Origin of the sequence: Neobacillus niacini NBRC 15566 (assembly GCF_001591505.1) — a bacterium.
GTDB lineage: Bacteria > Bacillota > Bacilli > Bacillales > Cytobacillaceae > Neobacillus > Neobacillus niacini.
This window is the reverse complement of sequence record NZ_BCVA01000003.1, coordinates 107,439-132,700: the sequence shown is the minus strand read 5'-3', so window position 1 is coordinate 132,700 and position 25,262 is coordinate 107,439. Positions and strand designations below refer to the sequence as shown.

At 37.8% G+C, this 25,262-nt stretch carries 23 protein-coding genes, 1 pseudogene and 2 riboswitches; of the genes and pseudogenes, 12 read left to right on the top strand and 12 right to left on the bottom strand.

The features are described 5' to 3' along the window. Positions 1-106 precede the first annotated feature (106 nt). On the bottom strand, positions 107-868 hold the full coding sequence (locus BANA01_RS04105) for an MBL fold metallo-hydrolase (RefSeq protein ID WP_063251780.1): 762 nt from the start codon (positions 866-868) through the stop codon (positions 107-109). A gap of 117 nt (positions 869-985) precedes the next feature. Here BANA01_RS04105 and BANA01_RS04100 point away from each other — a divergent pair, with 117 nt between their 5' ends. Next, positions 986-1,396: an Lrp/AsnC family transcriptional regulator gene (locus BANA01_RS04100; protein WP_063251779.1), complete on the top strand. Its 411-nt coding sequence runs from the start codon at positions 986-988 to the stop codon at positions 1,394-1,396. An 89-nt stretch (positions 1,397-1,485) separates the two neighbouring features. Here the strand turns inward: BANA01_RS04100 and BANA01_RS04095 are convergent, their stop codons facing one another. After that, positions 1,486-2,757: an L-lactate MFS transporter gene (locus BANA01_RS04095; protein WP_063251778.1), complete on the bottom strand. Its 1,272-nt coding sequence runs from the start codon at positions 2,755-2,757 to the stop codon at positions 1,486-1,488. Positions 2,758-2,804: 47 nt separating this feature from the next. After that, positions 2,805-3,947, bottom strand: coding sequence for a formate-dependent phosphoribosylglycinamide formyltransferase (purT, locus tag BANA01_RS04090; protein WP_063251901.1), 1,143 nt, complete (start codon positions 3,945-3,947; stop codon positions 2,805-2,807). A gap of 235 nt (positions 3,948-4,182) precedes the next feature. Next, positions 4,183-4,284: riboswitch (SAM riboswitch) on the top strand. 79 nt (positions 4,285-4,363) lie between these two features. Between purT and BANA01_RS04085 the strand changes: the two genes are divergently transcribed. Further along, positions 4,364-5,506 (top strand): 5-methyltetrahydropteroyltriglutamate--homocysteine S-methyltransferase, encoded by a 1,143-nt coding sequence (locus tag BANA01_RS04085; RefSeq protein ID WP_063251900.1) that lies wholly within the window; start codon positions 4,364-4,366, stop codon positions 5,504-5,506. A gap of 108 nt (positions 5,507-5,614) precedes the next feature. Here the strand turns inward: BANA01_RS04085 and BANA01_RS04080 are convergent, their stop codons facing one another. Further along, positions 5,615-6,376 carry an SDR family oxidoreductase gene (locus BANA01_RS04080; RefSeq protein ID WP_063251777.1) on the bottom strand — a complete coding sequence of 254 codons (762 nt, stop codon included), beginning with the start codon at positions 6,374-6,376 and terminating at the stop codon, positions 5,615-5,617. 97 nt (positions 6,377-6,473) lie between these two features. Beyond that, positions 6,474-7,067, bottom strand: a complete 594-nt coding sequence (locus tag BANA01_RS04075) for a YdeI/OmpD-associated family protein (RefSeq protein WP_063251776.1) — start codon at positions 7,065-7,067, stop codon at positions 6,474-6,476. A 99-nt stretch (positions 7,068-7,166) separates the two neighbouring features. Here BANA01_RS04075 and BANA01_RS04070 point away from each other — a divergent pair, with 99 nt between their 5' ends. The 5 genes from BANA01_RS04070 (at position 7,167) to BANA01_RS04050 (ending at position 11,811) form a co-directional block, all read left to right on the top strand. Next, the gene (locus BANA01_RS04070; RefSeq protein WP_235847052.1) at positions 7,167-8,312 is read left to right on the top strand and encodes a GerAB/ArcD/ProY family transporter; all 1,146 of its coding nucleotides are present in this window, start codon (positions 7,167-7,169) and stop codon (positions 8,310-8,312) included. Then, the gene (locus BANA01_RS04065; RefSeq protein ID WP_063251774.1) at positions 8,309-9,739 is read left to right on the top strand and encodes a spore germination protein; all 1,431 of its coding nucleotides are present in this window, start codon (positions 8,309-8,311) and stop codon (positions 9,737-9,739) included. The genes BANA01_RS04070 and BANA01_RS04065 overlap by 4 nt, the downstream gene beginning before the upstream one ends. Before the next feature lies 1 nt (position 9,740). Beyond that, positions 9,741-10,910: a Ger(x)C family spore germination protein gene (locus tag BANA01_RS04060; RefSeq protein WP_063251773.1), complete on the top strand. Its 1,170-nt coding sequence runs from the start codon at positions 9,741-9,743 to the stop codon at positions 10,908-10,910. An 83-nt stretch (positions 10,911-10,993) separates the two neighbouring features. Then, positions 10,994-11,091, top strand: a riboswitch (guanidine-I (ykkC/yxkD leader). 64 nt (positions 11,092-11,155) lie between these two features. After that, positions 11,156-11,509, top strand: a complete 354-nt coding sequence (locus tag BANA01_RS04055) for a DMT family transporter (protein WP_063251772.1) — start codon at positions 11,156-11,158, stop codon at positions 11,507-11,509. Continuing rightward, positions 11,497-11,811: a DMT family transporter gene (locus BANA01_RS04050; protein WP_063251771.1), complete on the top strand. Its 315-nt coding sequence runs from the start codon at positions 11,497-11,499 to the stop codon at positions 11,809-11,811. Before BANA01_RS04055 ends, BANA01_RS04050 begins: the two co-directional genes overlap by 13 nt. 72 nt (positions 11,812-11,883) lie before the next feature. Here the strand turns inward: BANA01_RS04050 and BANA01_RS04045 are convergent, their stop codons facing one another. Then, positions 11,884-12,702: a purine-nucleoside phosphorylase gene (locus BANA01_RS04045; protein ID WP_063251770.1), complete on the bottom strand. Its 819-nt coding sequence runs from the start codon at positions 12,700-12,702 to the stop codon at positions 11,884-11,886. A gap of 243 nt (positions 12,703-12,945) precedes the next feature. Between BANA01_RS04045 and BANA01_RS04040 the strand changes: the two genes are divergently transcribed. Next, the gene (locus BANA01_RS04040; RefSeq protein ID WP_063251769.1) at positions 12,946-14,163 is read left to right on the top strand and encodes an ROK family protein; all 1,218 of its coding nucleotides are present in this window, start codon (positions 12,946-12,948) and stop codon (positions 14,161-14,163) included. A 166-nt stretch (positions 14,164-14,329) separates the two neighbouring features. After that, a complete protein-coding gene (locus tag BANA01_RS04035) occupies positions 14,330-15,241 on the top strand; it encodes an EamA family transporter (protein WP_063251768.1) in 912 nt (303 codons plus the stop codon). Positions 15,242-15,624: 383 nt separating this feature from the next. Here BANA01_RS04035 and BANA01_RS04030 read toward each other — a convergent pair whose 3' ends face one another. After that, positions 15,625-15,921, bottom strand: coding sequence for an AbrB/MazE/SpoVT family DNA-binding domain-containing protein (locus BANA01_RS04030; protein ID WP_063251767.1), 297 nt, complete (start codon positions 15,919-15,921; stop codon positions 15,625-15,627). Positions 15,922-16,653: 732 nt separating this feature from the next. Here BANA01_RS04030 and BANA01_RS04025 point away from each other — a divergent pair. Next, positions 16,654-17,754 (top strand): metal ABC transporter solute-binding protein, Zn/Mn family, encoded by a 1,101-nt coding sequence (locus BANA01_RS04025; protein ID WP_082799378.1) that lies wholly within the window; start codon positions 16,654-16,656, stop codon positions 17,752-17,754. Positions 17,755-17,809: 55 nt separating this feature from the next. On the opposite strand, the gene BANA01_RS04020 is transcribed toward BANA01_RS04025, so the two are convergent. Then, a complete protein-coding gene (locus BANA01_RS04020; protein ID WP_063251766.1) occupies positions 17,810-18,607 on the bottom strand; it encodes a CPBP family intramembrane glutamic endopeptidase in 798 nt (265 codons plus the stop codon). Positions 18,608-18,948: 341 nt separating this feature from the next. On the opposite strand from BANA01_RS04020, the gene BANA01_RS04015 reads away from it, so the two are divergent. Continuing rightward, positions 18,949-20,256 (top strand): cytosine permease, encoded by a 1,308-nt coding sequence (locus BANA01_RS04015; RefSeq protein WP_063251765.1) that lies wholly within the window; start codon positions 18,949-18,951, stop codon positions 20,254-20,256. A gap of 314 nt (positions 20,257-20,570) precedes the next feature. Here BANA01_RS04015 and BANA01_RS04010 read toward each other — a convergent pair whose 3' ends face one another. Next, positions 20,571-20,864, bottom strand: a complete 294-nt coding sequence (locus tag BANA01_RS04010) for a hypothetical protein (RefSeq protein ID WP_063251764.1) — start codon at positions 20,862-20,864, stop codon at positions 20,571-20,573. 392 nt (positions 20,865-21,256) lie between these two features. Continuing rightward, a pseudogene (locus BANA01_RS04005) lies at positions 21,257-21,436 on the bottom strand (nitronate monooxygenase); the annotation flags it as partial. 206 nt (positions 21,437-21,642) lie between these two features. On the opposite strand from BANA01_RS04005, the gene gltC reads away from it, so the two are divergent. Beyond that, complete coding sequence (gltC, locus tag BANA01_RS04000) at positions 21,643-22,554, top strand: glutamate biosynthesis transcriptional regulator GltC (RefSeq protein ID WP_063251762.1); 912 nt, start codon at positions 21,643-21,645, stop codon at positions 22,552-22,554. An 83-nt stretch (positions 22,555-22,637) separates the two neighbouring features. Here the strand turns inward: gltC and BANA01_RS03995 are convergent, their stop codons facing one another. Both BANA01_RS03995 and BANA01_RS03990 read right to left on the bottom strand, forming a co-directional pair. Further along, a complete protein-coding gene (locus BANA01_RS03995) occupies positions 22,638-23,165 on the bottom strand; it encodes a YceI family protein (RefSeq protein WP_063251761.1) in 528 nt (175 codons plus the stop codon). Positions 23,166-23,782: 617 nt separating this feature from the next. Next, positions 23,783-25,201, bottom strand: a complete 1,419-nt coding sequence (locus BANA01_RS03990) for an MFS transporter (RefSeq protein ID WP_063251760.1) — start codon at positions 25,199-25,201, stop codon at positions 23,783-23,785. Positions 25,202-25,262: the final 61 nt, after the last annotated feature.

The following is a 25,262-nucleotide window of genomic DNA, read 5'->3' as shown; positions in this document are numbered from 1 at the left end:
TATAGTATAGGAGTTGTGCGAGTATTTTACACGTGATTTGACTTAGTGTCTTACAAGTGTTCCTTTAGCTATGTGTATTGGTTTAGATCACTCTCCGTTACTTAACTTAAAATGAGTATGATTCCCCGTCATCTGGAACTAAAATATTTGAAGAAATGTCTTTTTCTTTAATAAAGCTTTTTAGTTCTTCTCTCGATAAAGTCCAATGATTTACAGCTTCCATATGGACAGATATAATCATCGCGTTCGGGGCAGCATTACAGACTTCAAAGATATCCTCTTTCCCCATCACGAGAGAGCCGCCTTGTAGAAATTGATTATCGCCGCCATTGACAACAATAATTTCTGGCTTGTGAGTTTCAATTACTTCTAGAACAGGTCCATACCAAACTGTATCTCCTGCTACATATAAAGTTTTCTCATTTTGATGTTTAAAAACAACGCCACACACTTCACCAGCAAGTTTTAAGATTTCTCCTCTTCCATGCTCGCCTAATGTTTTAATCAACCTAATATCCTCAAAAACTGTACCTTCATGTAAAACTTCTACATTTTGAAAACCATCGTTTCGAACTGCTTTGGCATCTTCTTGATTCTGAACAAACATTTTTATATCTTTTGGCAACACCTCTTTAGCCGCGTCATCCCAATGGTCTAAATGAAGATGCGTAACAATGACTGCATCTATATTTTTAAGAACGTTATCAATCGATGTTGGTAAGCTGACTAAAGGATTTTTTTGATTTTGTCTTAATGAATTAGGAAAAGGTGGGTACGTCCCCTTCTCTGCTAAAAATGGATCTATTAAAAACTTTTTCCCCGCATAGTGGACAACAAGGGTAGCATTTCGAATTAGTTGTATATTCATGTTTTTTAACTCCTTTTCTATAATCTAGATGTAGTTTATACTATCTCCATAAACAGTTACATAGATTAAATCAAGTCTTTGGCCGTTTTTACTTGATTAATGAAAGGAGTTGAATAAATGTTAGATCCTACCGACATACGTATATTAGATGAACTTTCTAAAAACAGTCGTATTACAATGAAGGAGTTGGGTGAGAAAGTCCATTTAACTGGACAAGCAACTTCAGCAAGAGTGGCAAAGTTAGAGGATAGCGGAATTATAGAGGGATATACCATTAAAATCAATCAAATAAAATTAGGGTATGTTGTTCACGCAATGATAAGCATCTTTACAAAAAGCACTCATCATGAACCTTATTTATCTTTTATTAAAACACAGGAACCATACGTAATTAACAACTACAAAATCGGCGGAGATAGCTGTTATCTATTAGAATGCAAATTTCCTTCCAATGAGGTATTAGATGCATTTTTAGTACGCTTAAACAAATATGTTAACTACAAGTTATCCATTATTATTAGTAAATAGAGCTTGGAATGACACAGGATATTTGAGATCCTACACCTTAATCTACATAAAAAGCTGCCAATCGGCAGCTATTCTCATTCTATTTTAATCTAAAGATTTTCCACATTTTTCATCATTTGATTTTCGCTCATAGCCCTTATTTTCCTGATATCAAGACGTATAAGGAGTGAAACCGTTAGCGCGACAATAAAGATTCCCGAAAAAATGACTAATGTGCCTTGATAACTGCCTGTAGTTTCTCTGACCCATGATACAAATATTGGTCCTGCTAGACCAGCTGCTGCCCATGCTGTCAAAATATATCCATGGATGGCTCCAAGCTGCTTGGTACCAAACAAATCGCCGATATAAGCTGGTATTGAGGAAAAACCTCCTCCATAACAGGTCATAATCATATAAACGATAATCGAAAATAGTATCCCTACTGTTATATTTGGAAGCATGAAAAAGGCGACAATTTGAAAAGCAAAGAAGAGTGTGTAGACATTTGGTCTTCCGATGTAATCAGAAATGGTAGCCCAAACAATTCTACCCCCTCCGTTAAATAACCCCATGATTCCAACCATTGTTGCTGCTCCAGTTGCTGTCATACCCACTAGCTCTTGCGCCATCGGTGATGCAACCGAAAGAATCGCAATACCACATGTAACATTGATAAATAACATCAACCATAAAGCCCAAAATTGTCTTGTTCTGACTGCCTCATTGGCGGTTAACTGACGCAAATCCTCTTTTACTTTCATACCGCCTGATTTTTGTCCTGCTGCCTTAATATCCTTCGGCAACCACCCCTCTTTTGGCGGTGCAAGATATTGAGCCGAACAAAAGATAATAATGAAGTAAGCCGCTCCCAGTATATAGAAAGTGTTAGAAATCCCATAGTTCACGATTAAATGATTCATTATCGGACTGCTGATCATGGAAGCAAATCCAAATCCCATAATCGCGAGTCCTGTTGCAAGACCTCTTCTGTCAGGGAACCACTTTACCAACGTAGAAACAGGAGTAATGTATCCCACTCCCAACCCAATTCCAGCGATCATTCCATAAAATAAATAGAGTAACAGCAGTGATTCAACTTGAATCGCAAAACCTGCCCCTGCAACTCCAACTCCAAAAAACACAGCGCTTAATGTTCCAGCTGCTCTTGGACCAAACTTCTCGACAAAATGTCCTAAAAAGGCTGCAGATAATCCTAAGAAAAGAATAGCCAAGCTAAAGGTGAAGGATATTTGCTTTAACCCCCATCCCATTTCTTGTTGCATGGGTTTTGTAAAAACACTCCAAGCGTAAACCGAACCAATCGAAATATGTATGCCAACCGCCGATAAGGCGATTAACCAACGATTTTTTGTATGCATTCAACCATCCTCTTTCCAAATTGTATAATCTCGTTGATCATAATGGGTTAATCTTCATAGGTTAACATTAATTTAGAAGCTGCTGTCTCTGCTCGTTCTTTAGCCTCATTCACAGATGCACCGTTGCTTAACACAACCGCCATCCGTCGTCCCACTTTTGTTTCCGGTTTTCCAAATACACGAACCTGTGTATGAGGAACCGCTAAGCTGTCTGCAATACCAGATAGGTGGTAGTTCTTACTTTCGTTTGTGGCCTTAATCGTATGACTTGCACCTGATTTGACTAGCTGAACTTTTGGAATGGGATAACCTAAAATCGCCCTTACATGTAAGGCAAACTCTGATAAATCTTGTGTAACCATTGTAACCATCCCCGTGTCATGCGGCCGTGGGGACACTTCACTAAAATAGACACCTTGTGTGGAAAGAAATAATTCCACTCCAAAAACTCCGTACCCGCCAAGCGCATCGGTGATTTTTTTGGCGATATCCTTTGCCTCTTGGATTTGCGCCTCTGACATGTCATGCGGCTGCCAGGATTCAATATAGTCACCATCTTTTTGCAGGTGTCCAATAGGTGCACAAAAAGTTGTTCCGGAAGAGGAGCGTACAGTTAACAACGTGATTTCAGATTCAAAATGGATAAATTCCTCCACAATCATTCGCGCTTTCTTCCCTCTACCACCTGCCATTGCCTCATTCCAAGACAATTCTGCATCCTCGATGGACCGGCAAATCGTTTGCCCTTTTCCAGAAGAACTCATAATCGGTTTTATAACGCAAGGTGTCCCAATTTTCTGGACGGCATTCCTAAGTTCGTAAAGTGTGTCTGCAAAGGCGTACTTCGCTGTAGGGAGCCCTAGTTCCTCGCTCGCCAATCGGCGGATTCCTTCTCTATCCATTGTTAAGTTCACGGCATTCGCTGTCGGTACGATATGAAATCCTTCATCCTCAAGTTCCACTAGTGTTTCCGTTGCAATCGCCTCAATTTCTGGAACCACTAAATCTGGTTTCTCTCGTTCTATCACTCTACGAAGTTCTTCTCCATCAAGCATGTCCACCACATAAGAACGATGAGCCACCTGCATAGCTGGAGCATTTTCATAACGGTCAACCGCAATGGTCTCAAGTCCTATTCGCTGTGCCTCAATAATCGTCTCTTTTCCAAGTTCACCTGATCCAAGTAACATTATCTTTTTTTTTTTGGTACCAAACACCAAATACAACCCCTATCGTTTGTCTTTTGCTTATAATACCCTATATTTTTTCCGATTACAAGCATCTATTTTTATCAATACACGAACGATGTTTAAAAAAATTATAATTTTGTTCGTACTTTGAAATGAAAGCGATATCGTAAAAGTTATTTGTTGACAGATTATCTATATACGTGTAACTTTACAGATAATTAAATATACGAGAATACTCTTATCAAGAGAGGCGGAGGGACTGGCCCTGAGAAGCCTCGGCAGCAGACTTATCAATAGTACTGTGCCAATTCCAGTAGTGATTACTTGAAGATAAGAAGAGATTTAGTTATGGACTTCCCCCTCTTCTTATTTTAAAGAAGAGGGTTTTTTTATAATTCAGAAAGAGGGTAAGAATGATGACAAAAACACTAGTTAAAGCTCCGTTTAAAGCCGATCATGTAGGGAGTTTCCTTCGAACAGAACCGATTAAAGCAGCGAGAAAGGCTTTTGCAAACGGTGAGATTGATAGAGGAGCCCTAAAGGAAGTAGAGGATACAGAAATTGAGAAGTTGGTACAAAAACAAATAGAGGCAGGTCTTAAATCCATCACAGATGGCGAGTTTAGACGCTCATGGTGGCATTTGGATTTTTTAGCCGGTCTAAAAGGCGTTGAATTCTTTGAAAGCCAATATGTTAGTGCCTTCAAAGGCGCGAAAACAAGGAATAATGCAATTAAAGTAATTGGTAAGGTCGACTTCAATCACCACTATATGATTGAACACTTTCAATTTTTAAAAGAAGTGGTAGAAAAATATGGGGATGGAAGCCAAATAGCGAAGTTCTCGATTCCTAGCCCAAATATGCTTTTCACTAGAATTCAAGGTGATGAGTATTATAACGGCAATAAAGAGGCGTTTTATAACGATACTGTTGCTGCTTACAGAAAGGCGATTCAAGCATTCTATGATGCAGGCTGTCGTTACTTGCAATTAGATGACACGTCTTGGATTGATTTTGTCTCGGAAGAACGGATTTCGGCAGTGGTTGGAAAAGAAGGCATGGACGTACAAGATATTATTAAAACTAGAGTATCTTGTATCAACGACGTGATTGCGGACAAACCGGATGATTTGTTAATTACCATGCATATCTGCCGTGGAAACTTTAAATCCACCTACATTACAAGTGGTGGATATGACCAGATTTCTGATGCGATTTTTGCTGAATTAAATGTGGATGGACTGTTCTTAGAATATGATGATCAACGCTCTGGTGATTTTGAACCATTAAAAAGCTTTAAACGACCTGACATGACTGTTGTTCTAGGATTAATTACCTCTAAATTGCCGGAACTAGAAAATCCTGACACCATTAAAGCCAGGATCGAGGAAGCATGCCAGTCTATTCCTTTAGAAAACCTAGCATTAAGCCCGCAATGTGGTTTTGCTAGTACAGAAGAAGGAAATCTTATAACAGAAGAAGATCAATGGAACAAGATTAAACATCTGGTGAACATAGCTAATAGTGTTTGGCATTCTATCTCAAAAGGATATAAATAGCATTTCCTTCCATTTCATGTATTCGAAATTAAATGCACAACCTAAAAATAAAATAATTGGTTAAATAAAACAAAAAGGAGCTACTCTCATGGGTAGCTCCTAATATTATTAAAGTATTGTGTTCTTCATATTGGCGTACATCACCTTTACAGTCTCATCAATTTCATCTCGCGACATCTTCATCGCTTTTTCAGCACGTGCGTATCCAATTTCGGTTTTTCCAGCTTCAAGGCCCTTAAATATCGCATCGGCAAATTCATCTACAGGGGTGCCAAAGGTATGCAGTCCCGCTCCGCCTAAATCGGTATTAACAGCAGGCGGCGCTATTTCGATCACTTCAATGGACGTATCTTCAAGCTGATGCCGTAAGCTCATGGTAAAAGAATGAACCGCCGCTTTTGTAGCTGAATAAATAGGTGCAATTGCCATTGGGGTATAGGCTAAACCTGAAGATACATTAAGGATAGCAGCATAGTCTTTATTGGCAAAGTACGGTGCAAATAGCATGGCAAAATGAAATGGCGCCTCGATGTTGGAGGCTATTTCTTGACTGTAATAGGTCCAATCTTCCTTCGCGTTCGTTTTAAGAACATGGTAGCGCTGCTGAATGCCTGCATTGTTTATAAGCACGTTCACATCCGGGTACTCACTCGTTATCCAATCGAACAAAGCAATCCGGTCAGATTCTTTAGTGACATCACATACGTGTGTAATCAGTTCAGGGTATTTATCCTTTGCTTCCTGGAGCTTTGCTTCACGTCGGCCGCAAACAATGACTTTATTGCCTTCTTTTATGAATCTCTCGGTAAATGCAAACCCGATTCCTGCTGCCCCGCCCGTAATGAGCACTGTATTCCCTGATAGTTTCATCATATCCCTCTTTCGCCTAAACGTTATGTAATTGATCAATAATCGTATGCATTCTTTACTTGTTACAAGGTAGTTTGCTCTAAACTGTAACATATAACTAATCGTTTATTCCCTTTCCATTGAGAATCTGCTGCATATATTTTTCTATCCTGGATTCTCGAGTTTTGGATTGTTTGGCTTGCGAAAAATAAAGAATGTATGCTCTTTGCCTTCCCGGTGTCAATGCTTCAAAAGCAGTTTTCAATGCAGGGGTTTCAGCGAATTTAGTTTGCAATTCTTCCGGAATGGTATATTCTGAAGTTTTTTTATAATCCACTTCCAAACCTGCTTTCTCCACTTCGATAGCTTCAATAATATAGTCTTTCAAGACCGGTTCCATTTCAACTATCTCTTTAACGTTAGTAAACCGAATCTGGCGTTGTGTTTGCGAATTCTCTCCCGGTTTGATAAGAATACCTTTGGTGTCATTTAACAAAACACCTTTAAAAAACATTAGCGCACAATATTCTTTAAAATCTTGTATTATAACGATGTTACTTTCTTGATACAAGTAACATGGTAGACGCCATTTCAGTTCTTCAGTTATTCCACAGTCAAGAATGATCATTCTCAATTTTTCCATTTCTTCCCGCCACTTAATAGCTTTACTAAAATACTCATTAACCTTAGGATGCATTTCACTGTTTGTCATTACAACACACCTCTATTAATTCTAAATAGAGCCATTTGATTTGCCTATTCGTTAGATATTATAACTCAGCGTCCAGAAGTTTTGTCTTCCTGCACTCTTATGCATAATTTGGAAGCACTAACAAAACCTAACTACAGTGGAATTTATGGTGGTGTATATATGCATTTTTCTCGGACCCAATTATCATTTGTTCTCATCCTTTTTATTGGGATTTCTAATCATGTTCTCATCATGCCTCATTTGCTGGCAACCGGGAAACGGGATGCATGGGTATGTGTTTTGGTTTCTTATGTTTTCCTACTGTTTTGGGGATTTATCCTTTTTTTGATTATGAAAAAAAATCAACAGCGCCTAAGTCTATTTAAATGGATAAAAGGACGTGCAGGAAGGACGATGTCTGCGCTTTTCATCAGCCTCCTTACGGTCTATGTTTTTGCGATCAGCGCCATTTCTTTCTATGACTTAATTCAATCCATTAATATTTATTTTTTGCCTCGAACACCAGCGTTTATTGTCATGCTGCCATTTTTACTGATTTGTGCGTGGTCAGCCTATAGTGGTTTAAAATCGATTGTCTATGTTTCAGCTGTCTTATTGCCATTTGTTTGGGTGCTCGGGATATTTGTCGCTTTGTTTACCATGAGAAGTAAAGATTATTCTTATCTATTCCCGATTCTTGCGGATGGCTATCACCCCGTTGTAAAAGGAACCATCATTATACTTGGTGGTAGCACAGATTTGCTTGTTCTTTTACTTCTTCAGCATCATGTAAAAAAATCATTCACCTTACTTAACCTTTTCATTCTTATCACCATTTTAGTTGGTCTTATTCTTGGGCCAACCATGGGTTCCTTGTCTTCATTCGGACCAGCGGTTGCATCGGATATGCGATTCCCAGCTTTTGAGCAATGGCGGCTAATTACGTTGGGAGAATATATATCCCATGTGGACTTTTTAGCTGTATTTCAATTTTTAAGCGGCGAACTTATCCGGGTTTCATTAGGACTCTTCTTGCTTGCAGATATGGTGAGGGACCTTCCAACTGCTTCAAGCAAAAAACATGTGTTTACCGTTTCTACACTTCTATTAGGATTAATCACCATTATTCCATTAAGTGATATATGGGTGCAAACCATAGTTGGAAGGTACTTTTATCCAACGGCTTTAATAAGTGCGGTACTGATTTCGTTGGCGCTTTTAATCATTGGCCACTTGCCTACAAGAAAGGAATCTGAGCGCATATGAACGCAGAACATTTAAATGAATCTTTAGCAAAAGAAACATTGACTTGCGATGAGGTAAAAAGTTTTTTTGGTCGTTATGCCGATGTAAAGTTTATTACAAATGAAATAGACGAGATGCTGCAAGCCTTTTATTGCAAAGGAATGCTAGATTCAGCACAATTAAATGAGTATTTTAACCGAATTCTACTGAGCATTAGTAACGAAGAACCACGTAGTCATTCCGAAATACTCCCACCCGTCCAACATATCAAAAAAATAGATGAACTTGTGAATCTTTTGTTTTCAGGTTCGCTTATTGTGTTTCAAGAAGGGACGCCGTTTTTTCATGTGTTTGATATTAGCAAAATCCCTCAGCGGAATCCGCAAGAATCAAATACAGAGGTTTCCATTAAAGGACCGAAGGATAGTTTTACTGAGGAGGTAAATGTAAACATCGCTTTAATTCGCAAGCGGTTGAAGTCGGAACAGCTTTACTCCGAATCCTTTACCATAGGATCACTGAGTAAAACAGAAGTTTCGCTGCTTTACCTAAATGATAAAACCAATCAAAATCTCATTCAGGAAATAAGAAAGCGTCTGAGGGATTTTAAAGGCGAAAGTATTGTGAGCAGCGGTCAATTAGAGCAATGGCTATCCGATCACTCCTTTTCCTTGTTTCCATTATTCGATTATGTAACACGCCCAGATTTTGTTGTTGAAAGCATGTTGCGGGGAAGATTTATTTTAATTGTAAATGGGTCGCCATCTGTATTAATTGGACCCGTTAATATCTTTGAGTTGATTAAATCGCCAGAGGATGTTCATTTCCCTTACTATTTTGTACTGTTTGGACGGTTTATTCGAATGCTCGGCCTAGGGGTGGCCATCTTCCTCCCAGGTTTTTGGGTCTCACTGGCTTCTGTCAATATTGACCAATTGCCGTTTGCCCTATTGGCCACGGTTGTTGTTTCTCGTGAAGGTCTGCCACTGCCTATCGGACTAGAAGCGATTTTTATTCTAGGGTTGTTTGAATTGTTACGAGAAGCAGGGATTCGTATGCCCACCTTTCTTGGACAGACCGTTTCCATTGTCGGAGGTATTATCATTGGAGATGCGGCAATTCGTGCTGGGCTCGCTTCCCCAACGATGATTGTGGTGATTGCCTTAACAGCGGTTGCGAGCTATACGCTGGTGAACCAATCATTAGTTGGTACCGTAAGTATTCTCCGCTTGTATACCTTATTTCTATCCATTTTTTTAGGAGTGTACGGGCTTATAATCGGATTCTTCAGCATTCTTATTTATCTTTCTAATCTGGAATCATTTAAAATTGCATATCTCGAACCCATTGCATCGTTAAAATTTAAAGAATATTTAGCGGCATTGTTTGTGAATCCATTTGATCGAAAAAAATTTGGAATGTCATTTATTCAGAAGCGGAGAAGATAGCATGCAGCGAAAGTCACTGATGGCTTACTCTACCATTCTTGTTCTTTGCCTTCTCTTAGTAAATGCTTGTTCACATGACATTGGTGAAATAGAAAACCAGAACTTCGCAACGGCCATTGGTGTGGACTATCGAGATGGGGAGTATTATGTTTATATTCAAATGATTGGATTGAGTGCTGTTGCCAAAAAAGAAGGCAGTGATAAAGCACCACCTGAGGTTTATGTTTCCGAAACAAGAGGAAAAACGTTTATTGATGGATTTTTTAAAGCGTACCATACGGCCCAAGAACGGTTTCTATGGGCAAATGTGACGGCCATTGTTTTGAGTGAAAATGTATTAAAAAAAGGACTAGGTAGTGTCTTTGATGGATTGACTCGTTATTATGAGTTCCGGCCAACGCCATGGATGTTCGGGACTAAGGACTCAATCATCGACATACTCTCAACAACTGGATTTTTTAATCAAAGCCCATTGGGTACCATTCTGCATAGTCCGGAAAGTTCATATGAGCAAAGCTCAACATTAAGGCCTATAAGGTTAAATCAATTTGCACGTGAGTTTTTTGATCCCGGCCGAACCACTTTTTTACCTTCACTTACGGTGGATGACACCCAGTGGAAGAATAATAAAAAGAACGAAGCGAAACTAGCCCTCAATGGAGCTTTTTTTCTACACGATAACAAGTATAAAGGATATTTTGAGCTTGAGAAATTGAAAGGGATGCGCTGGCTGGATCCCGAAACGATTCGAGCTTCCATCCTATTACCAAATAAAAATAACCCTGAATTCATTGCGGTTCTTGAGGACCAAATGGTCAAAATTCAACCAGTTAAGCAACACGGGGACTTTCGATTCACCATTCTTTACCTTGCGAATGGGATAGTGAGTAATCGCATGAAAAACAACACGATTAATGTAGATGCGATGGAGGAGTTTGTAAAAAAAGGAATCATATCAGAAATACGGCAATTATATCAATTAGGGCTGAAACATGATATCGATTTCCTAAACTTGGAGCACCAGCTTTACCGAAAATTTAACTCTGATTGGAAAAAGCAAAAAGATCAGGATACACTGCTCAGCGAAAATAGTATAAAAACAGTTGAAGTGCACATCACACTCGAACATGCGGGATCATTTAAAAACCGGAAAATCACGATTAAAGAATAACCGTTGATGGAAAATCCGTTTTTACATACTTTTTCCATTGAAAAAATATCTAAGTTGTTTATAATTAATGGTAATTGTATACGCAAAATGTTTTCTAGGGTTCCGTAACTTTTCGTTGGTCTGGTCCGAGAGAAAACTCACAGCTTATGCTGTGTCACGGAAGGATAAAAGCCTGGGAGATACTGTTTAACAGTAATCTCTCAGGTTTTTTTTGTTTTTTAAAATTATAAATGGAGGTAATAGGTATGAATGCTAACTGGGTAAAGGTGTTTATTGGGGCATTTTTTGAAGTGTTTTGGGTTATAGGTCTAAAACATGCAAATGGCTTATGGACCTGGACAGGAACAACAATCTCGATTATTGTAAGTTTCTATTTAATCATTATGGCTGGCCGGAAACTTCCCGTTGGTACGGTATATGCAGTTTTTGTAGGATTAGGAACTGCAGGAACAGTCATTTCTGAAATCTTATTTTTCGGAGAACCTATCAAGTTGGAAAAAATCATGTTGATATTACTTTTGCTTGTCGGAGTTCTTGGATTGAAGTTATTAACAAAAGACGATACTCACGAAGGAGCTGAGTCCGAATGGCGTGGATAACATTAATCATAGCTGGTTTATGTGAAGCATTTGGTGTGGTTACCATAAATAAATTAAACAACAGTCGTAATTGGCAATCATTGTTACTATTAATTCTTGGATTTGGAGCAAGTTTTCTTTTTCTTGCCTACGCCATGAAAACTCTGCCTATGGGAACCGCTTATGCAATCTGGACGGGAATCGGCTCAGCTGGCGGAGCCATCTTAGGAATCAAAATATACGGGGAATCAAAAGATTGGCGAAGGTTAGCATGTATTGCATTGATTTTAAGTGCAACCATTGGACTAAAACTAGTTTCCTAATAGTAGAAAAAGATTATTCATCTTCAGCTGACTTTTTATCTAAATGATAAAAAGTCAGCATGAAAAAATGTATTACATTCTGTTAATAGTTTCCTTCACTAGTTTGATAAATTTCTCTCTTACTAAAGCTGCTACTTCAATGACTTCATCATGACTTAATGGTTGATCCAGAATCCCACATGCCATATTGGTTAAACAGGAAATACCGAGTACCTTCATCCCCCCATGTATCGCTACAATCGCCTCTGGGACAGTTGACATACCAACAGCATCCGCTCCTAATGTTCGAATCATACGGATCTCGGCTGGAGTTTCGTACGCCGGTCCACTCCACCAAGCATACACACCCTCTTGTAAGGTAATTTTTTGTTCTTTTGCTACATTTGCAGCAATACCTCGTAAATCACGATTATATACTTGAGAAACATCAGGGAAACGGGTTCCTAATTCATTATTATTTGGACCAATTAATGGATTGGTACCGACTAAATTAATATGATCGGTAATTAACATTAAATCTCCAGGGTTGAAGCTTGTATTAACCGCACCGCATGCATTCGTGATAAGTAGATTCTCTACACCCAGCGCCTTCATTACACGTACTGGAAAAGTGACTTCATCTAAAGTAAAACCTTCATAATAATGAAAGCGTCCCTTCATGGCAACTACCGTTTTACCCATTAGATTCCCAATTATTAATTCATTCGAGTGGCCGAGCGCTTCTGATTTTGCAAAGTGAGGTATCTCGCTATAAGGAATGGTGACAGGGTTCGCAATTTCATCTGCAAGCGTTCCTAATCCTGATCCGAGAATCATACCAATTGTTGGAGTATCACCAGTCTTACTAATGATGAAATCTTTAGCTTCTAAAATATCTTGCATCATATGCATTAAAATTATCTCCTTTTTTCAAACCGATTTATATAGAAAGTTTAATAGATTTTGATGCGATTGTAAATCACTAAAAATCATTTTGAAAAAAAGTTTCTAATAATCATCTTAAAATAAACTATTAATCCTTATTTATCAGATTCCTTTTTTTCAAAAAAGAAGAAAGTTTGTTGTATGACCTTCTCCTTTATGAAGGAATCCGCTAAAATGTAAAATAACCCTTATTCATTTTGGAGGCAGTTTATGTTAAAGCAATTTACGGGCTTACTATCACCTAAAACAAAGAACCTAAAACTTTTATATAGCCTTATTCGTAAGTTAGGTCCCGTCAGGATTAATACACTTTCTGAAATAACAGGATATAAACATGTGACCTGCACACGTTTACTGGACGAGCTCGTACAGGAAGGATTGATTTATGATAGTGGAATTGGGGAATCTAGTGGAGGACGTAAACCACTGATGTACGTCATAAAACCCGACGCTTATTATTTAATTGGAGTAGAAATCACCAACTTATACACTACAGTGTTACTCCTTGATCTAAAATTAGATATCGTCGACGTTGAGAAATTAAGGATGGATTCACAATGCACGGGAGAGTATACATTAAACTTTGTATCCCGATGTGTTGATGAACTTCTGTCTAAACACAATATTCAAAGGGAGAAATTGCTGGGTATTGGAATGGGAGTCCTTGATCCTATCGATAAAGAAACAGGGGTTTTCTTAAACCCACTTCTGTTTCCTGCCGGGGGCTGGGATAATCTTAACATCGTCGACTATTTACAACAGTATCATAATTCACCTGTATTCATAGATAACGGAACAAATCTGGCCGCATTAGCGGAATACCGTAAAAATTATTGGAAAGAAACAGACAATTTAGTTTTTGTTTCCAGTGATATGGGAATTCGGTGCGGTACTATTTTACAAGGTAGATTGGTCCGTCAAAATATGGAAATGGATGATACCCTTGGCCATATGGTAGTGGATATACACGGACGGCGTTGCTTATGTGGATCGTATGGATGTCTACAAGCATACAGCAGCTTGCCTGCAATCCGTAACGAAGTGGTCCGGCGGCTTAAGCGAGGTCATAATTCTATACTTCAAGATTCAGTTAAAGATACAGAAGATACCGATTTCCATCATATTTTAAATGCTTTAGAGCAAGAAGACCCTCTTTGCCTTGATGTCTTGAAAGATGCAGCTTATTATTTTGGCGTTGGCCTTAGTAATCTGATTTTGCTGTTGAGACCGGATATTGTTGTCTGTGGAGGTACGTTGGTGCCGAAACCTCTTTTTTATGAGGTAGCCTCAGAAACAGCGCAGAATCGACTCTTGCACTATCCTAAAAGTCAGGTTCAGATTATCAAATCAATTGCTGCCTACAACATCGTAGCTCAAGGAGCAGGATGTATGGTACTTGATTTTTTCACGGAAGAGATCTTGCCATGAAAAGTTGTTGATTGACATTCATGATGAATCACATTAAAATAGACAAAGTAATATTGAACTCAAAAAATTTGTTTGTGGACTTTTCTAGAGAAATCTCTATTTTCGCCACACAGCTACTATAGCTGTGTGGCTTTTTATGTTTTATAGAATGAAAGGGGTATAAATAATGAAAACTTGGCATTACGCACTACTTGTTTTATTGGGGGGATGCAGTTACGGTGCATTATCGACTTTTGTAAAGTTAGCTTATTCAGCAGGTTTTACCTCCTCCGCAGTGACAGGAAGTCAATTCTTAATGGGGGCTCTCTTAATCTGGATTGTAGCTTTCTTTTCGAAAAAGAAAAAATTAACTCTTCCAAAAGTAGGAAAATTACTATTATCGGGAATACCGCTTGGGTTAACCAGTCTATTTTATTATCAATCACTGCAATCTCTAAATGCTTCCCTAGCAATTATCTTTTTATTTCAATTTGTCTGGATTGGCAGCTTATTTGAATGGTTTTTTTATAAAAAGAAACCAACCATGGGGAAAGTCGTTTCCATTAGCATATTGGTAATTGGTTCAATATTTGCTTCAGGAATTATGGCCGAAGGTAGTGGAGGAATGACATGGCAAGGTACCATTTGGGGCATGCTTTCTGCACTAACGTATACTACTTTCATCTTTCTTAGTAGTAGTGTAGAGAAAGATACACCCGCCGTGCAAAAAAGTGCGCTATTTACCACCGGAGGTATGATTACCGTTTTCCTCCTCAGTCCGCCAACGGATTTACTTCAATTACCAGTCTTACTGGAAATTGCGCCATACGGTTTTTATCTTGGATTATTAGGAGTAGTCTTGCCGCCAATTCTATTTACCATCGGTATGCCACATATCGGACCAGGTCTTGGGACCATTTTAACATCCGCAGAACTGCCTATTGCTGTTATCTTATCATCGCTAGTCTTAACAGAACAGGTAAGTATGTCCCAATGGGTCGGCGTTGTATTAATATTAGCCGGGATTATGGCAGGGAATCTGAATCTCACTAAAACAAAGATGAAGACATCTTTTTTGGATAGGGAATCTACTTTATAAGAATGTGCTTCGGGGTGGGGTGAGTCCTTTTGGCTCCCCTCTCCCCGTTTAATTACTCTTCGCACTTCTCGTTCCTAATGACTTTTAATGATATAGGATTAGAAATAGTAAATTTAAAGCTTTACTTTTTCCGCAGTTCAATCCTTCAATTTCGTTTCAACAAGTATCGCTCCACTGTATTGAGATAACCCCTGCAGAAACGTCTTCAAATCTTTCAATTACCGGAAAGATGAATTTGCTACCATCCTTTTCAATCTTTATTAATTAAGCAAGAGTCCTTTTTGATGAGTTATTAAATGAGGGGGAAAAATCCTGGAGGACGAAATTACAAGAGTCTTAAAACAGGCTCATTGAGAGTCAGTCTGATAGACGCGTCATCCCATTCAACCTGATAAATCCGGGATAAGGTATACCCGTTCTTCCTTTTCATCGAATTTGATTGTAAAAACTGTATCTGTTTCGATATTACTGAATCTTCTTATTTCTGCCGGTATATGAATGGTTCCTTTTTGATTATAAGTACACTTATTTTCTTTTTCAAACCCTTCTTTACTTGTTAACACAATATTTTTACCATCTATAAATATATTGATTCTGTCACCTGCTTCAATATTTAATATGTTAATAAGAGTTTTAGGAATGTACAATTCTCCAGTTTTTCTTAATTTTACTTTATTCAAATCAATACCTCCTTGAAGTGTTTTGATTGGCTAGATGTAGGCATTTTTATCAAGAATAATTGAAAGGACGGCCTTTAAAATAAAATCAATGTCCTACATTTATATTTTGCAGGCTCGATCATTTTATTTAACTTCTGTAGTAATATTCCATACGAATGGCTCACCCACTTTATTCCTAGCCTCTAACATCTCTTCTTCTGACAATTAGCAGCAATTTAAAGAAGCTTTCACAATCTCTTTATCCATGTGGATTCCTTCCGTATGCGGAGTATGCTCGGGTGCTTCCAATTCTTTACACAGACGGCAGATTCGCTTGCGTCTTCCAAAATGAACAAACATGTATTTAAAATCCCTGATAGTTGAATATTCCCCTTAATGGAATGATGAAACTTCGCTGTAGGCTGTAAATTTCTTAAAAAACCTCCTGTTGGATTAATTGTTCCTCTTCAAGCAAATCCCATTTATTAAGGATTAAGACATCACAAACTGAATTTGTTCAATTAATAAGTCCGCAACACATCTTTCATCCTCTTCACCTACAGCCTGATTTCTTTCCTACAGGAAATCTCCGGAGGCAAAGTCATACCAAAACTTGTTTGGGTCATTTGAAAAATAAATCGAAATGATTCCTAAATTCATTTACAAACGCATAGTTTTATTTTAGAATGTAAAACGTAACAATTTCGTTTTATAACATTCTATAAAAATTAAAATATATCAAAGGAGTAATTTATGAAAATATCTACCTTTATATCTACATCTGCACTATCTTTAAGCCTTTTGTTAGCAGGTTGTGGATCCAAAGAAGTTGGAACAACTGGAGAAAAGAAAGAAAATAACTCTCTTACAGTCTATACCACCATTTATCCGCTTGAAGATTTCACTAAAAAAATTGGTGGTAGTTACGTCGAAGTAAAAAGTATCTATCCTCCAAATGTAGATGCCCATTCCTTTGAGCCCTCTACGAAAGACATGGTTGCACTTGCCAATTCGGATTTATTTATCTATACAGGAGTTGGAATTGAAGGGTTTGCAGAAGAAGCTGCTGAAGCCTTGAAAAAGGAAAATGTTGAAATTCTTCAAGCAGCGGATGGAATTGAACTCCTTGAATCCACTCATTCTGAAGAGGAACACCATGAGGAGGAAAGTACACATACGGAAGAACATGCTGACGAAGGTCAAACCGAAGAGCATGCGCATACGGAAGAAGAACATGAACATGGAGACGTGGATCCTCATGTATGGTTAGATCCCTTACTTTCTATTAGCCTAGCAGAAAACATTAAAAATTCTTTAAGTGAGTTAATGCCTGAACATACATCAGAATTTGAAGCAAATTACAATCAAGTAAAAAGTGATCTCGAAAAACTGGATCAAGAATTTAAGCAAACCGTCGATGGCTCGAAAACGAAACATATATTAGTTGCTCACTCTGCTTATGGTTATTGGGAAAAGCGGTATGGCATAATAGAAATACCTATTTCAGGCTTATCACCAACACAGGAGCCTTCCCAAAAAGAATTGCAGGAAATCATTGCTGAGTCCACAGAACACAATATTCGGTATGTTATTTTTGAGCAGAATGTATCTCCAAAGGTAGCAGAAATCATCCAAAAGGAAATTGGAGCAGCATCTCTTACTCTTCATAATATCGAGTCTTTAACAGAGGACGATATCAAGCAAAAAGAAGATTACTTCAGCATTATGAGACAAAACTTATCAACCATCAAGACTGCATTTGAAAAATTAAAAACAAATAAATTAACTACACCTATTTTCTCTTACATCCCTGCCTACTTTCTTGCGGCAGGGATTTTTTTAAGTGAAATTTAACTTCCAAAAATTCGGGTAAAAAAGTTTCTCCAAATTCATTTGTAGTCTTATTGTGTTAGATTATAAATCCGCTATATACCATTCCAATATTTATTACGATATGAAAAACAATACTCGGATAGATACTGTTTGTTTTAAGTGTGATTAAGGCATATATTACCCCGGCAACTGAAATTAACAAACTAAGAAAAATACTAAAACCAATTGAGAGATGAAGAAGTCCAAAACCAACACTTGTAACGAAAACAGCAAACCCTGTTGATGTATGTTCCTGAAGAGCAGATAGCAATATCCCTCTCCAAATAAATTCCTCAAAAACCGCATTAATAATTGAAAAAAATAAACAAAACAAAAATAGTGTTTGAATATACTCTATATCCTTTTGAGCAATAAAAAACACATATATTATAACATTAACGATTATTCCAATTAACCAAAACCAAAATGTATTAACTTTATGAAACGGTAAGACGATAGGATTTTTCCAATCAGGTTTGTTATTGTACCAAGTAACCTTCTTACTAAATAAGAGTAGGTTAGAAACGATTCCAATGATAATAAAAACAAGAAAAAGTCGATTAAGAATGATTTTTATTTCTTTTGAGATGTTCATCGTTCCAACGAAATCATTAGAAACCATAAATATCACAAAACCGATTAGGAAAGCTAACAGTAGTGATTGAACGAATCGTTTTTCTTTATCAACAAGTAGTAACAAAATCACGAATCCCATAAATACCAATAAGGAGAAACCAACTTGTTGGTAGGAAATAGAAGTAATCCCTAGAAAAAATAAAGCCGCCATAATAATTAACAAAAAAAAATGCCCCATTTCCATGTTACGCTTACACATTATCTATTTAATTCTCTTAATAAGAGAGATAATCCTTCTTCAACTAACAGCCCATACGAAAAAAAGCGACTGCTCATATTGAACAATCGCCTCCGTAAGTTGAATTACTCCCTTACAGCCTTTCCTGTAGCCAAACAAGTGGTACTATCTAGGGACTGGCTCCATTATTCAATAAAAGTAATGTTTTCAAAATTTATTCACAAATTTTCGTATGAAATGACTAAATGTTTCAAGTATTTTTAGTTGCAATATCCAAAGACTTCTATAATTTTCCTCCTTAAAATAAGCATATAGGATCCTATTGAAAGCGCTTAAAAAAATAGAAAAGATGGGGGAAAAGTATGTCTATCAATAATGTGGATCAAAAGCTATTGGATCCAGAGTTTGAAACCACTCCTGTTCCAAAAGAATATAGAAAACCTTTAGCATCAGTAGCAGCAGTTTGGTTTGGTTTCCCAATGGTTCTGACAAGTGCCGTAATCGGTGGTGTTATTACAGCAATGCTTGGATTCAAAGTAGGTGTAACTGCAATTCTAGCAGGAAATATGCTGTTATGTCTCATTGTGGGAGCATTAAGCTATTTGGCGGGAAAAACTGGAGAAAATTTTGCCATGACTGCTCAAAGAACTTTTGGACGATATGGATACATGGTTGTATCGGGATTACTTTCCACAGTGGTAGTAGGATGGTTTGCTCTAATGACAGGGCTAACCGGTGATACAATGGCTCGCTCCTTTGGTGCTCCAATGCTATTAATGACCTTAATTGGCGGGGTTCTTTATGTTGCTGCGACTTTTATTGGAATTAAGGCATTAACGATTTTAGGATGGATCGCAGCACCTCTGTATCTCATTCTCGGAATTGTGTCTATTATTATCTCTTTTAAAACGGGAAATCCAGATATTTTTAATTTTGAACCCACTACTAGTGTAGGGCTTATGTCTTTTGGGGCAGCAGTCACCTTGGTATTTGCAACGTTTGCTGATTCTGGTACGATGACGGCCGACTTTACACGTTGGTCGAAAAATGGACGTGAAGGATTTCTAGCTGCATTTACAGCCTTCCCATTTGGGAAGTTTATCGCCGAAGTAGTAGGTGCAATTATCGTTGCGACAGGTGTGATCCAAAATCCTGCCTCGAATGGCGGCGACTTTATGCCTATATTATCTGGACAAGGTCCTCTTCTTTCCTTCTTGGCACTCATCTTTGTCTTCATTAATCTGGGTGTTGGATGTACACACTGTTTGTATAATGGTGCAGTTGGTTTTTCTCATATGACTGGAAAAAGCATGAGATTTTTAACAATCTTACTAGGTATTATTGGTATCATCGCAGCTGTATCAGGCGTTTGGAGCGCTTTCCAAAGCTGGCTGGAACTTCTAGGTTTAATTGTCCCGCCAATCGCTACCATTATCATTATAGATCAACTTATTTTAGGTAAAAATCAGACGCTAGATTCAGCAAAGTGGAAACCACTTCCTTTCATTGCATGGGGAATGGCTGCTATAGTAGCATTATTGGTTAACTTCTATGCCCCACATCTTTCCGTGGTGGTATTCGGTATAGGTTCCTCTGCTATCTTCTATTACGTGGGGTCCCTATTAACTAAATCTAAAATTACTGAAAGTGCTGAAAAGACAGTAATGTAAATGAAATAACAAGTAGAAGTAGGGGGAAAAGTTAATTTAACTTTTTTCCTTTTTCACTTTTTCACTTATGACTTTTCCATTCTTTTGTTTTCGAAAGCCTTTAAAAACCGTTGTGTAAAAACGACCATCTTTAAAGATTTATAATGGCCATTCAGCCATTAATTTTACAGTTCAGTTTTTAGTTACTTCTTCATTTCCTTGCCTATAGCTGTTTGTAACTATCTTTAGAAGCAAAATGGTTTGAGAGGTGACAGGAGTTAACACCAGACAAAATAAAAAATGGATGTTCCAAAAGCAAAGCTTTTGGAACATCCTCATTCATACTGATTATCATCTGTACCAGAGTAAGACTCAATCGCATTTTGAATCGCATTATGAGCTTGACCGAAGGCTGCGGCAGAAGATACATCCCCTGCATTCTCCAAGGCAATAATCGAATTTCTCGCTTGTGTTACGGCTGTGATACAGTTCTCAATCATATTACCTTTATCCCCATACTGTTCTCTAGCCGCCTGAAGTTGAAGAAGGCATTGATCTAAATTGTTGGATTGTGGATTATCATATGCCTTTTCTAATTCCTCTTTTACCTGTTGTAAAATTCCCTTCATTATCTGTCCCCATTTCATCATTGTTAGTAACAAATGGTATTTTGACCAAGCATTCCTAAAAATATTCGAGAGAAAGAGTACAAATAGAATAATAATAATAATAATAAGGAACAGTATTCGGATGGAATCCCTGTACTTTGATTTAGCAATCACCATATATTATTTATGTGTCCGCTTTTTCAAAAAGATTACCTATATGACTTAATCCTTTTTCTGTTGTTAGAATTATCTCATCAAATAATTCCTGAACCGTAGGAATATTGTTGATAAGACCAATTACCTGCCCTGCCCAGCCCAGCCGAAGCCTTCTGATTCATTTCCATCATAGATATAGCTACAATTGGCTTTACCGCTAATCACATCTTTCGGATCACAGAGTCAGCGACATGCTGATTTACACCGAATGGCTTATTGGTAAGTGTTCGCACTCTACGAACTTCATCCCGTAAGTTTTCAGGGATTTGAAGCGTTGCTGCCGTAATCTGACCGAGTCCTCCTGCAGTCGAGATCGCTGCCGCCAGTTCGGTATAGGCGAGGTAAGCAAGTCCTCCCTGCACGATCGGGTATTGTATTTCGCTTACTTTTCATCGTTTCTTCCATTCCTTTAAATCTTTTGGCAAAACAACACGAAGTTTCTAATTGTAGAAATATAAAACCTAAATAAATTTTCACAATTTCTTTTCTAAAATGTGTTTACAATATATAATTTAATAATTAATTGTTGAGAAATTTTTGATGCATTTCATGCATTAAATGCATGAAGGTGGAGTGGTAAAGAATGGAGACAAGACAAATTCAATATTTCCTGGAAGTAGCAAAGAGAGAGCATGTAACAGAGGCAGCAGACGCGCTTCATATTGCCCAATCTGCCATTAGTAGACAAATTTCTAATTTAGAAAAGGAATTAGGAGTAGAGCTTTTCATACGTGAGGGCCGAAGCGTGAAATTAACCCCTCTTGGCAAAATTTTTTATGAACGAATTAAACAAGTGTGGTATTTGATGGAGGATTCAAAGAGAGAAATTAGAGAATATTTAAATCCTGAAAAAGGAACTGTTCGAATTGCCTTTCCAATTAGCATGGCAGCCCATACATTGCCTCACATCATTTATTCTTTTCGTACTCGTTTCCCAGAAGCAAAATTTCAAATGAGCAATGCCCTTTATTACAAATTAATCGATGGTGTTGTAAATGGACATTTTAATTTGGCGATGATTGCCCCCATGCCAAATCTTGAAAAAGAAAAAAAGATTAAAGGGGACATTCTTTTCACAGAGCATATTGTGGCACTCATCCCCCTTCATCATCCGTTATCAGACAGGGAATCGGTTCGATTACGGGATTTAATAAATGACTCTTTTTGCGTTCTTCCTGAAGGGTTCGTGTTTCGTGAACAAGTGGTTCAAGCATGTAACGGAGCAGGTTTTTCACCAAACATAGCATTCGAAGGGAAGGATATTGACGCATTAAAAGGGTTAGTTTCCGCAGGATTGGGTGTAGCCTTGATGCCTGAGATGACATTGGTCGATAACACACCACGATCTACTGTCGTTATTCCCCTTTCAGATTCGAGACTCACGCGAACAGTTGGTGTAATCTACCCTGCTGAACGTGACCTGCTTCCAACTGAAAAGCTTTTTTATGATTTCCTCATTGAAACCTATGAAAGATTGAATGAGTTTAAAAAGTAGAAAAAAATCATTCCGAGTAAAGGAAATAGAAGAACCGGGCAAAAACCGCCCGGTACATTTTGAATAGATATTAATCGAAACAATTAATCTGCAGGGTTAACTTCTAATTCCACTTTAATTTTAATGTCTTTCCCTACAAGTACGCCGCCTGTTTCAAGAGCTGCGTTCCAAGTAAGACCAAATTCTTCACGGTTAATTTTTGCTTCTGCTTCAAATCCGTAAACTTCTACGCCCCAAGGATTTGTACCTTTACCATTATATTCTACAGAAAACGTAACTGGTTTTGTTACATCTTTAATGGTTAAGTTACCCGTTACGCTATAGTCATCTCCATCTTTTGTAATGCTTGTTGATGTAAATGTAATCGTTGGGTTATTTTCTACATCAAAGAAATCTGCAGATCTTAAGTGGTTATCACGATCTTCACTGCGTGTATTGATACTTGCAACGTCTATTGAGAATGAAATAGAAGCTGAAGTTAAATCTGTTAAGTCTGTTGCTTCTACTTCCGCTGTGTAAGATTCAAATTGTCCTTTTACTTTTGATACCATCATGTGTTTTACTTCAAATCCTACGCTTGAGTGTGATTGATCTACTGTCCATTTTGTCATTTTAAAATTCCCCTTTTTGTTTTTTGTCGTTATCTCGAAATCAAGATATATATCCAAAAAAATTGGTTTTTGGCAATCTAACTAATTTAAGAATTAAGTTAGATTATCTCGAATTCATTTATTTTTAACTTGAGATAAATTTATCATAGATATATTTAGAGTGTCAACACATTATGAAATTATTTTTTTGATTATCAAAATGTTCTTTCATAAAAAAGTAACCTGTACCTGCCAGTTGCTCATACATAGGGACTGGGTGACAACTATTTTTTCCTTTGTCGTACTGATTCCTTCTATCCGGTGTCGTGATGAACCTTCATTCAATAAAATATCTCCTTAACCATCAGACTTGACTCATCAACGCCAATAATATTACTAACTGACGCCCTTCCCTTGCTTCGATAAAATGTTTTAGATAGATAGTAAGTTCGGTTTTTCCATCTTTCTTATCAACAAACGCTAGCCGTTTGCGTTTGTGACCAAATCTAACGTTACCTCATAAAAGGCTGGAAGTATCCTTCCCTTTTGAACCGCATGATAACGGTATTTCCACTATAAAAAACAGACAGAAACATAATATTTCTGTCTGCTTTTTCATGTTTTATGGAATAAGCAAATTATAAAGGAATGGTTTCTACTGCTTCAGTTTGTTCCGCCAAATGTTCTGTTTCCTGATAATTCCCCTCAATTCTTTTTGGAATAAATACAAGGAACAAAAAGGCGCAAGCTGTAAAAACCGTTAATAACAAGGCAGTACTTGAGAGAGCACCTACCGCGTTTCCACTAGCGGCAAATAAAGCGAAAGTAACAAGGGCAAAAGAGGCACCCACACGGGAAGCAACATTTTCTATTGTTATATACGTAAAAGAAACAACACCGAGACGTGATGGGCTTGCCTTTGAGACAATGACCGATTTCACTACAGGACCAACCATACCAATCGCTGTACCAATGATACTCATGGAGAGGAATAAATAGAGGAAAGGGGTATCCATTTTAGCCATTGATAACATGCCTACTCCGGCAACCAATAGTCCAATACTTGAGCCAATTAATTTACGAGTTGAGATTTTACTCATTAATCTGCCACTTATGATATTTGCTATGGCCATAGTTAGAAAAAGTGGAAACTGAAGCAGACCGACCACTGTGGAAGACTTCCCTTGCACACTTTGCACAAAGAAAGTTAAAACATACATGACACTGCTAAAAGACATAAACATAATAACCGCAATTGCCGAAGGTGCCCAAAAGTTCTTTGTCTTTGCATATTCAATATCTAGTAAAGGTTTTTTCTGACGTTTCTCCACCAAAAGCAATAATAGAAACGAAACAACGGATACAATAAACGCCGGAACCCACATCCAGGAAGAAAGCCCATAGTTATTAATAAAGGTTGGAATCGATAGCAGTCCTCCAAGTAACAAAAACACAAATAATACACCTGAAAAGTCAAATGAAGCAGATTTTACCCCTTTTATATTCGGAACCCCAAAGGCAAATAGCAGGAGGGCAACTACACCTAAAAGGCTGCAAAGGAAAAAAATCGAGTTCCATCCTAGACGATCTACAAAAATTCCACTTAATATTGGTCCTGCCAGGCCGCCAATAACTGTATAAAACCCATAGATACCCATCGTCTTTCCGCGTTTTTCATGGGAAAAGTATTTTCCAACAAACGATACTCCGGAAGGAATGACAGCCGCACCGGAAAACCCTTTTAAAAATAGCCCTAAAACTAACACCCAGAATGCCGGAGCTATCGCGATGAGAAGTGAGCCAATTGTTAGAAGAGCGGCTCCGAACAGAATGACAATCTTTTGTCCAAGAGTGTCAGATAGCCACCCCATTAATGGTTGAAACCCTGTTAAACCTAATGCAAATCCCAGTTGCATATAGACGGAATATCCCGCCCCCAATTGGAAATGTTCAAGCATTTTAGGATAGGCCGGTATATGTGTAGCTTCCGCAAACACGACGAGAAGAATTCCAAGACATAAAAAATGAAAAGACTTGCGAACCGATTTTTCCCCCATTATTTTCCCCTCCGTTTTTAAGTAAAAAATATACCGACCAACTGGGTAAATAAAGACAACT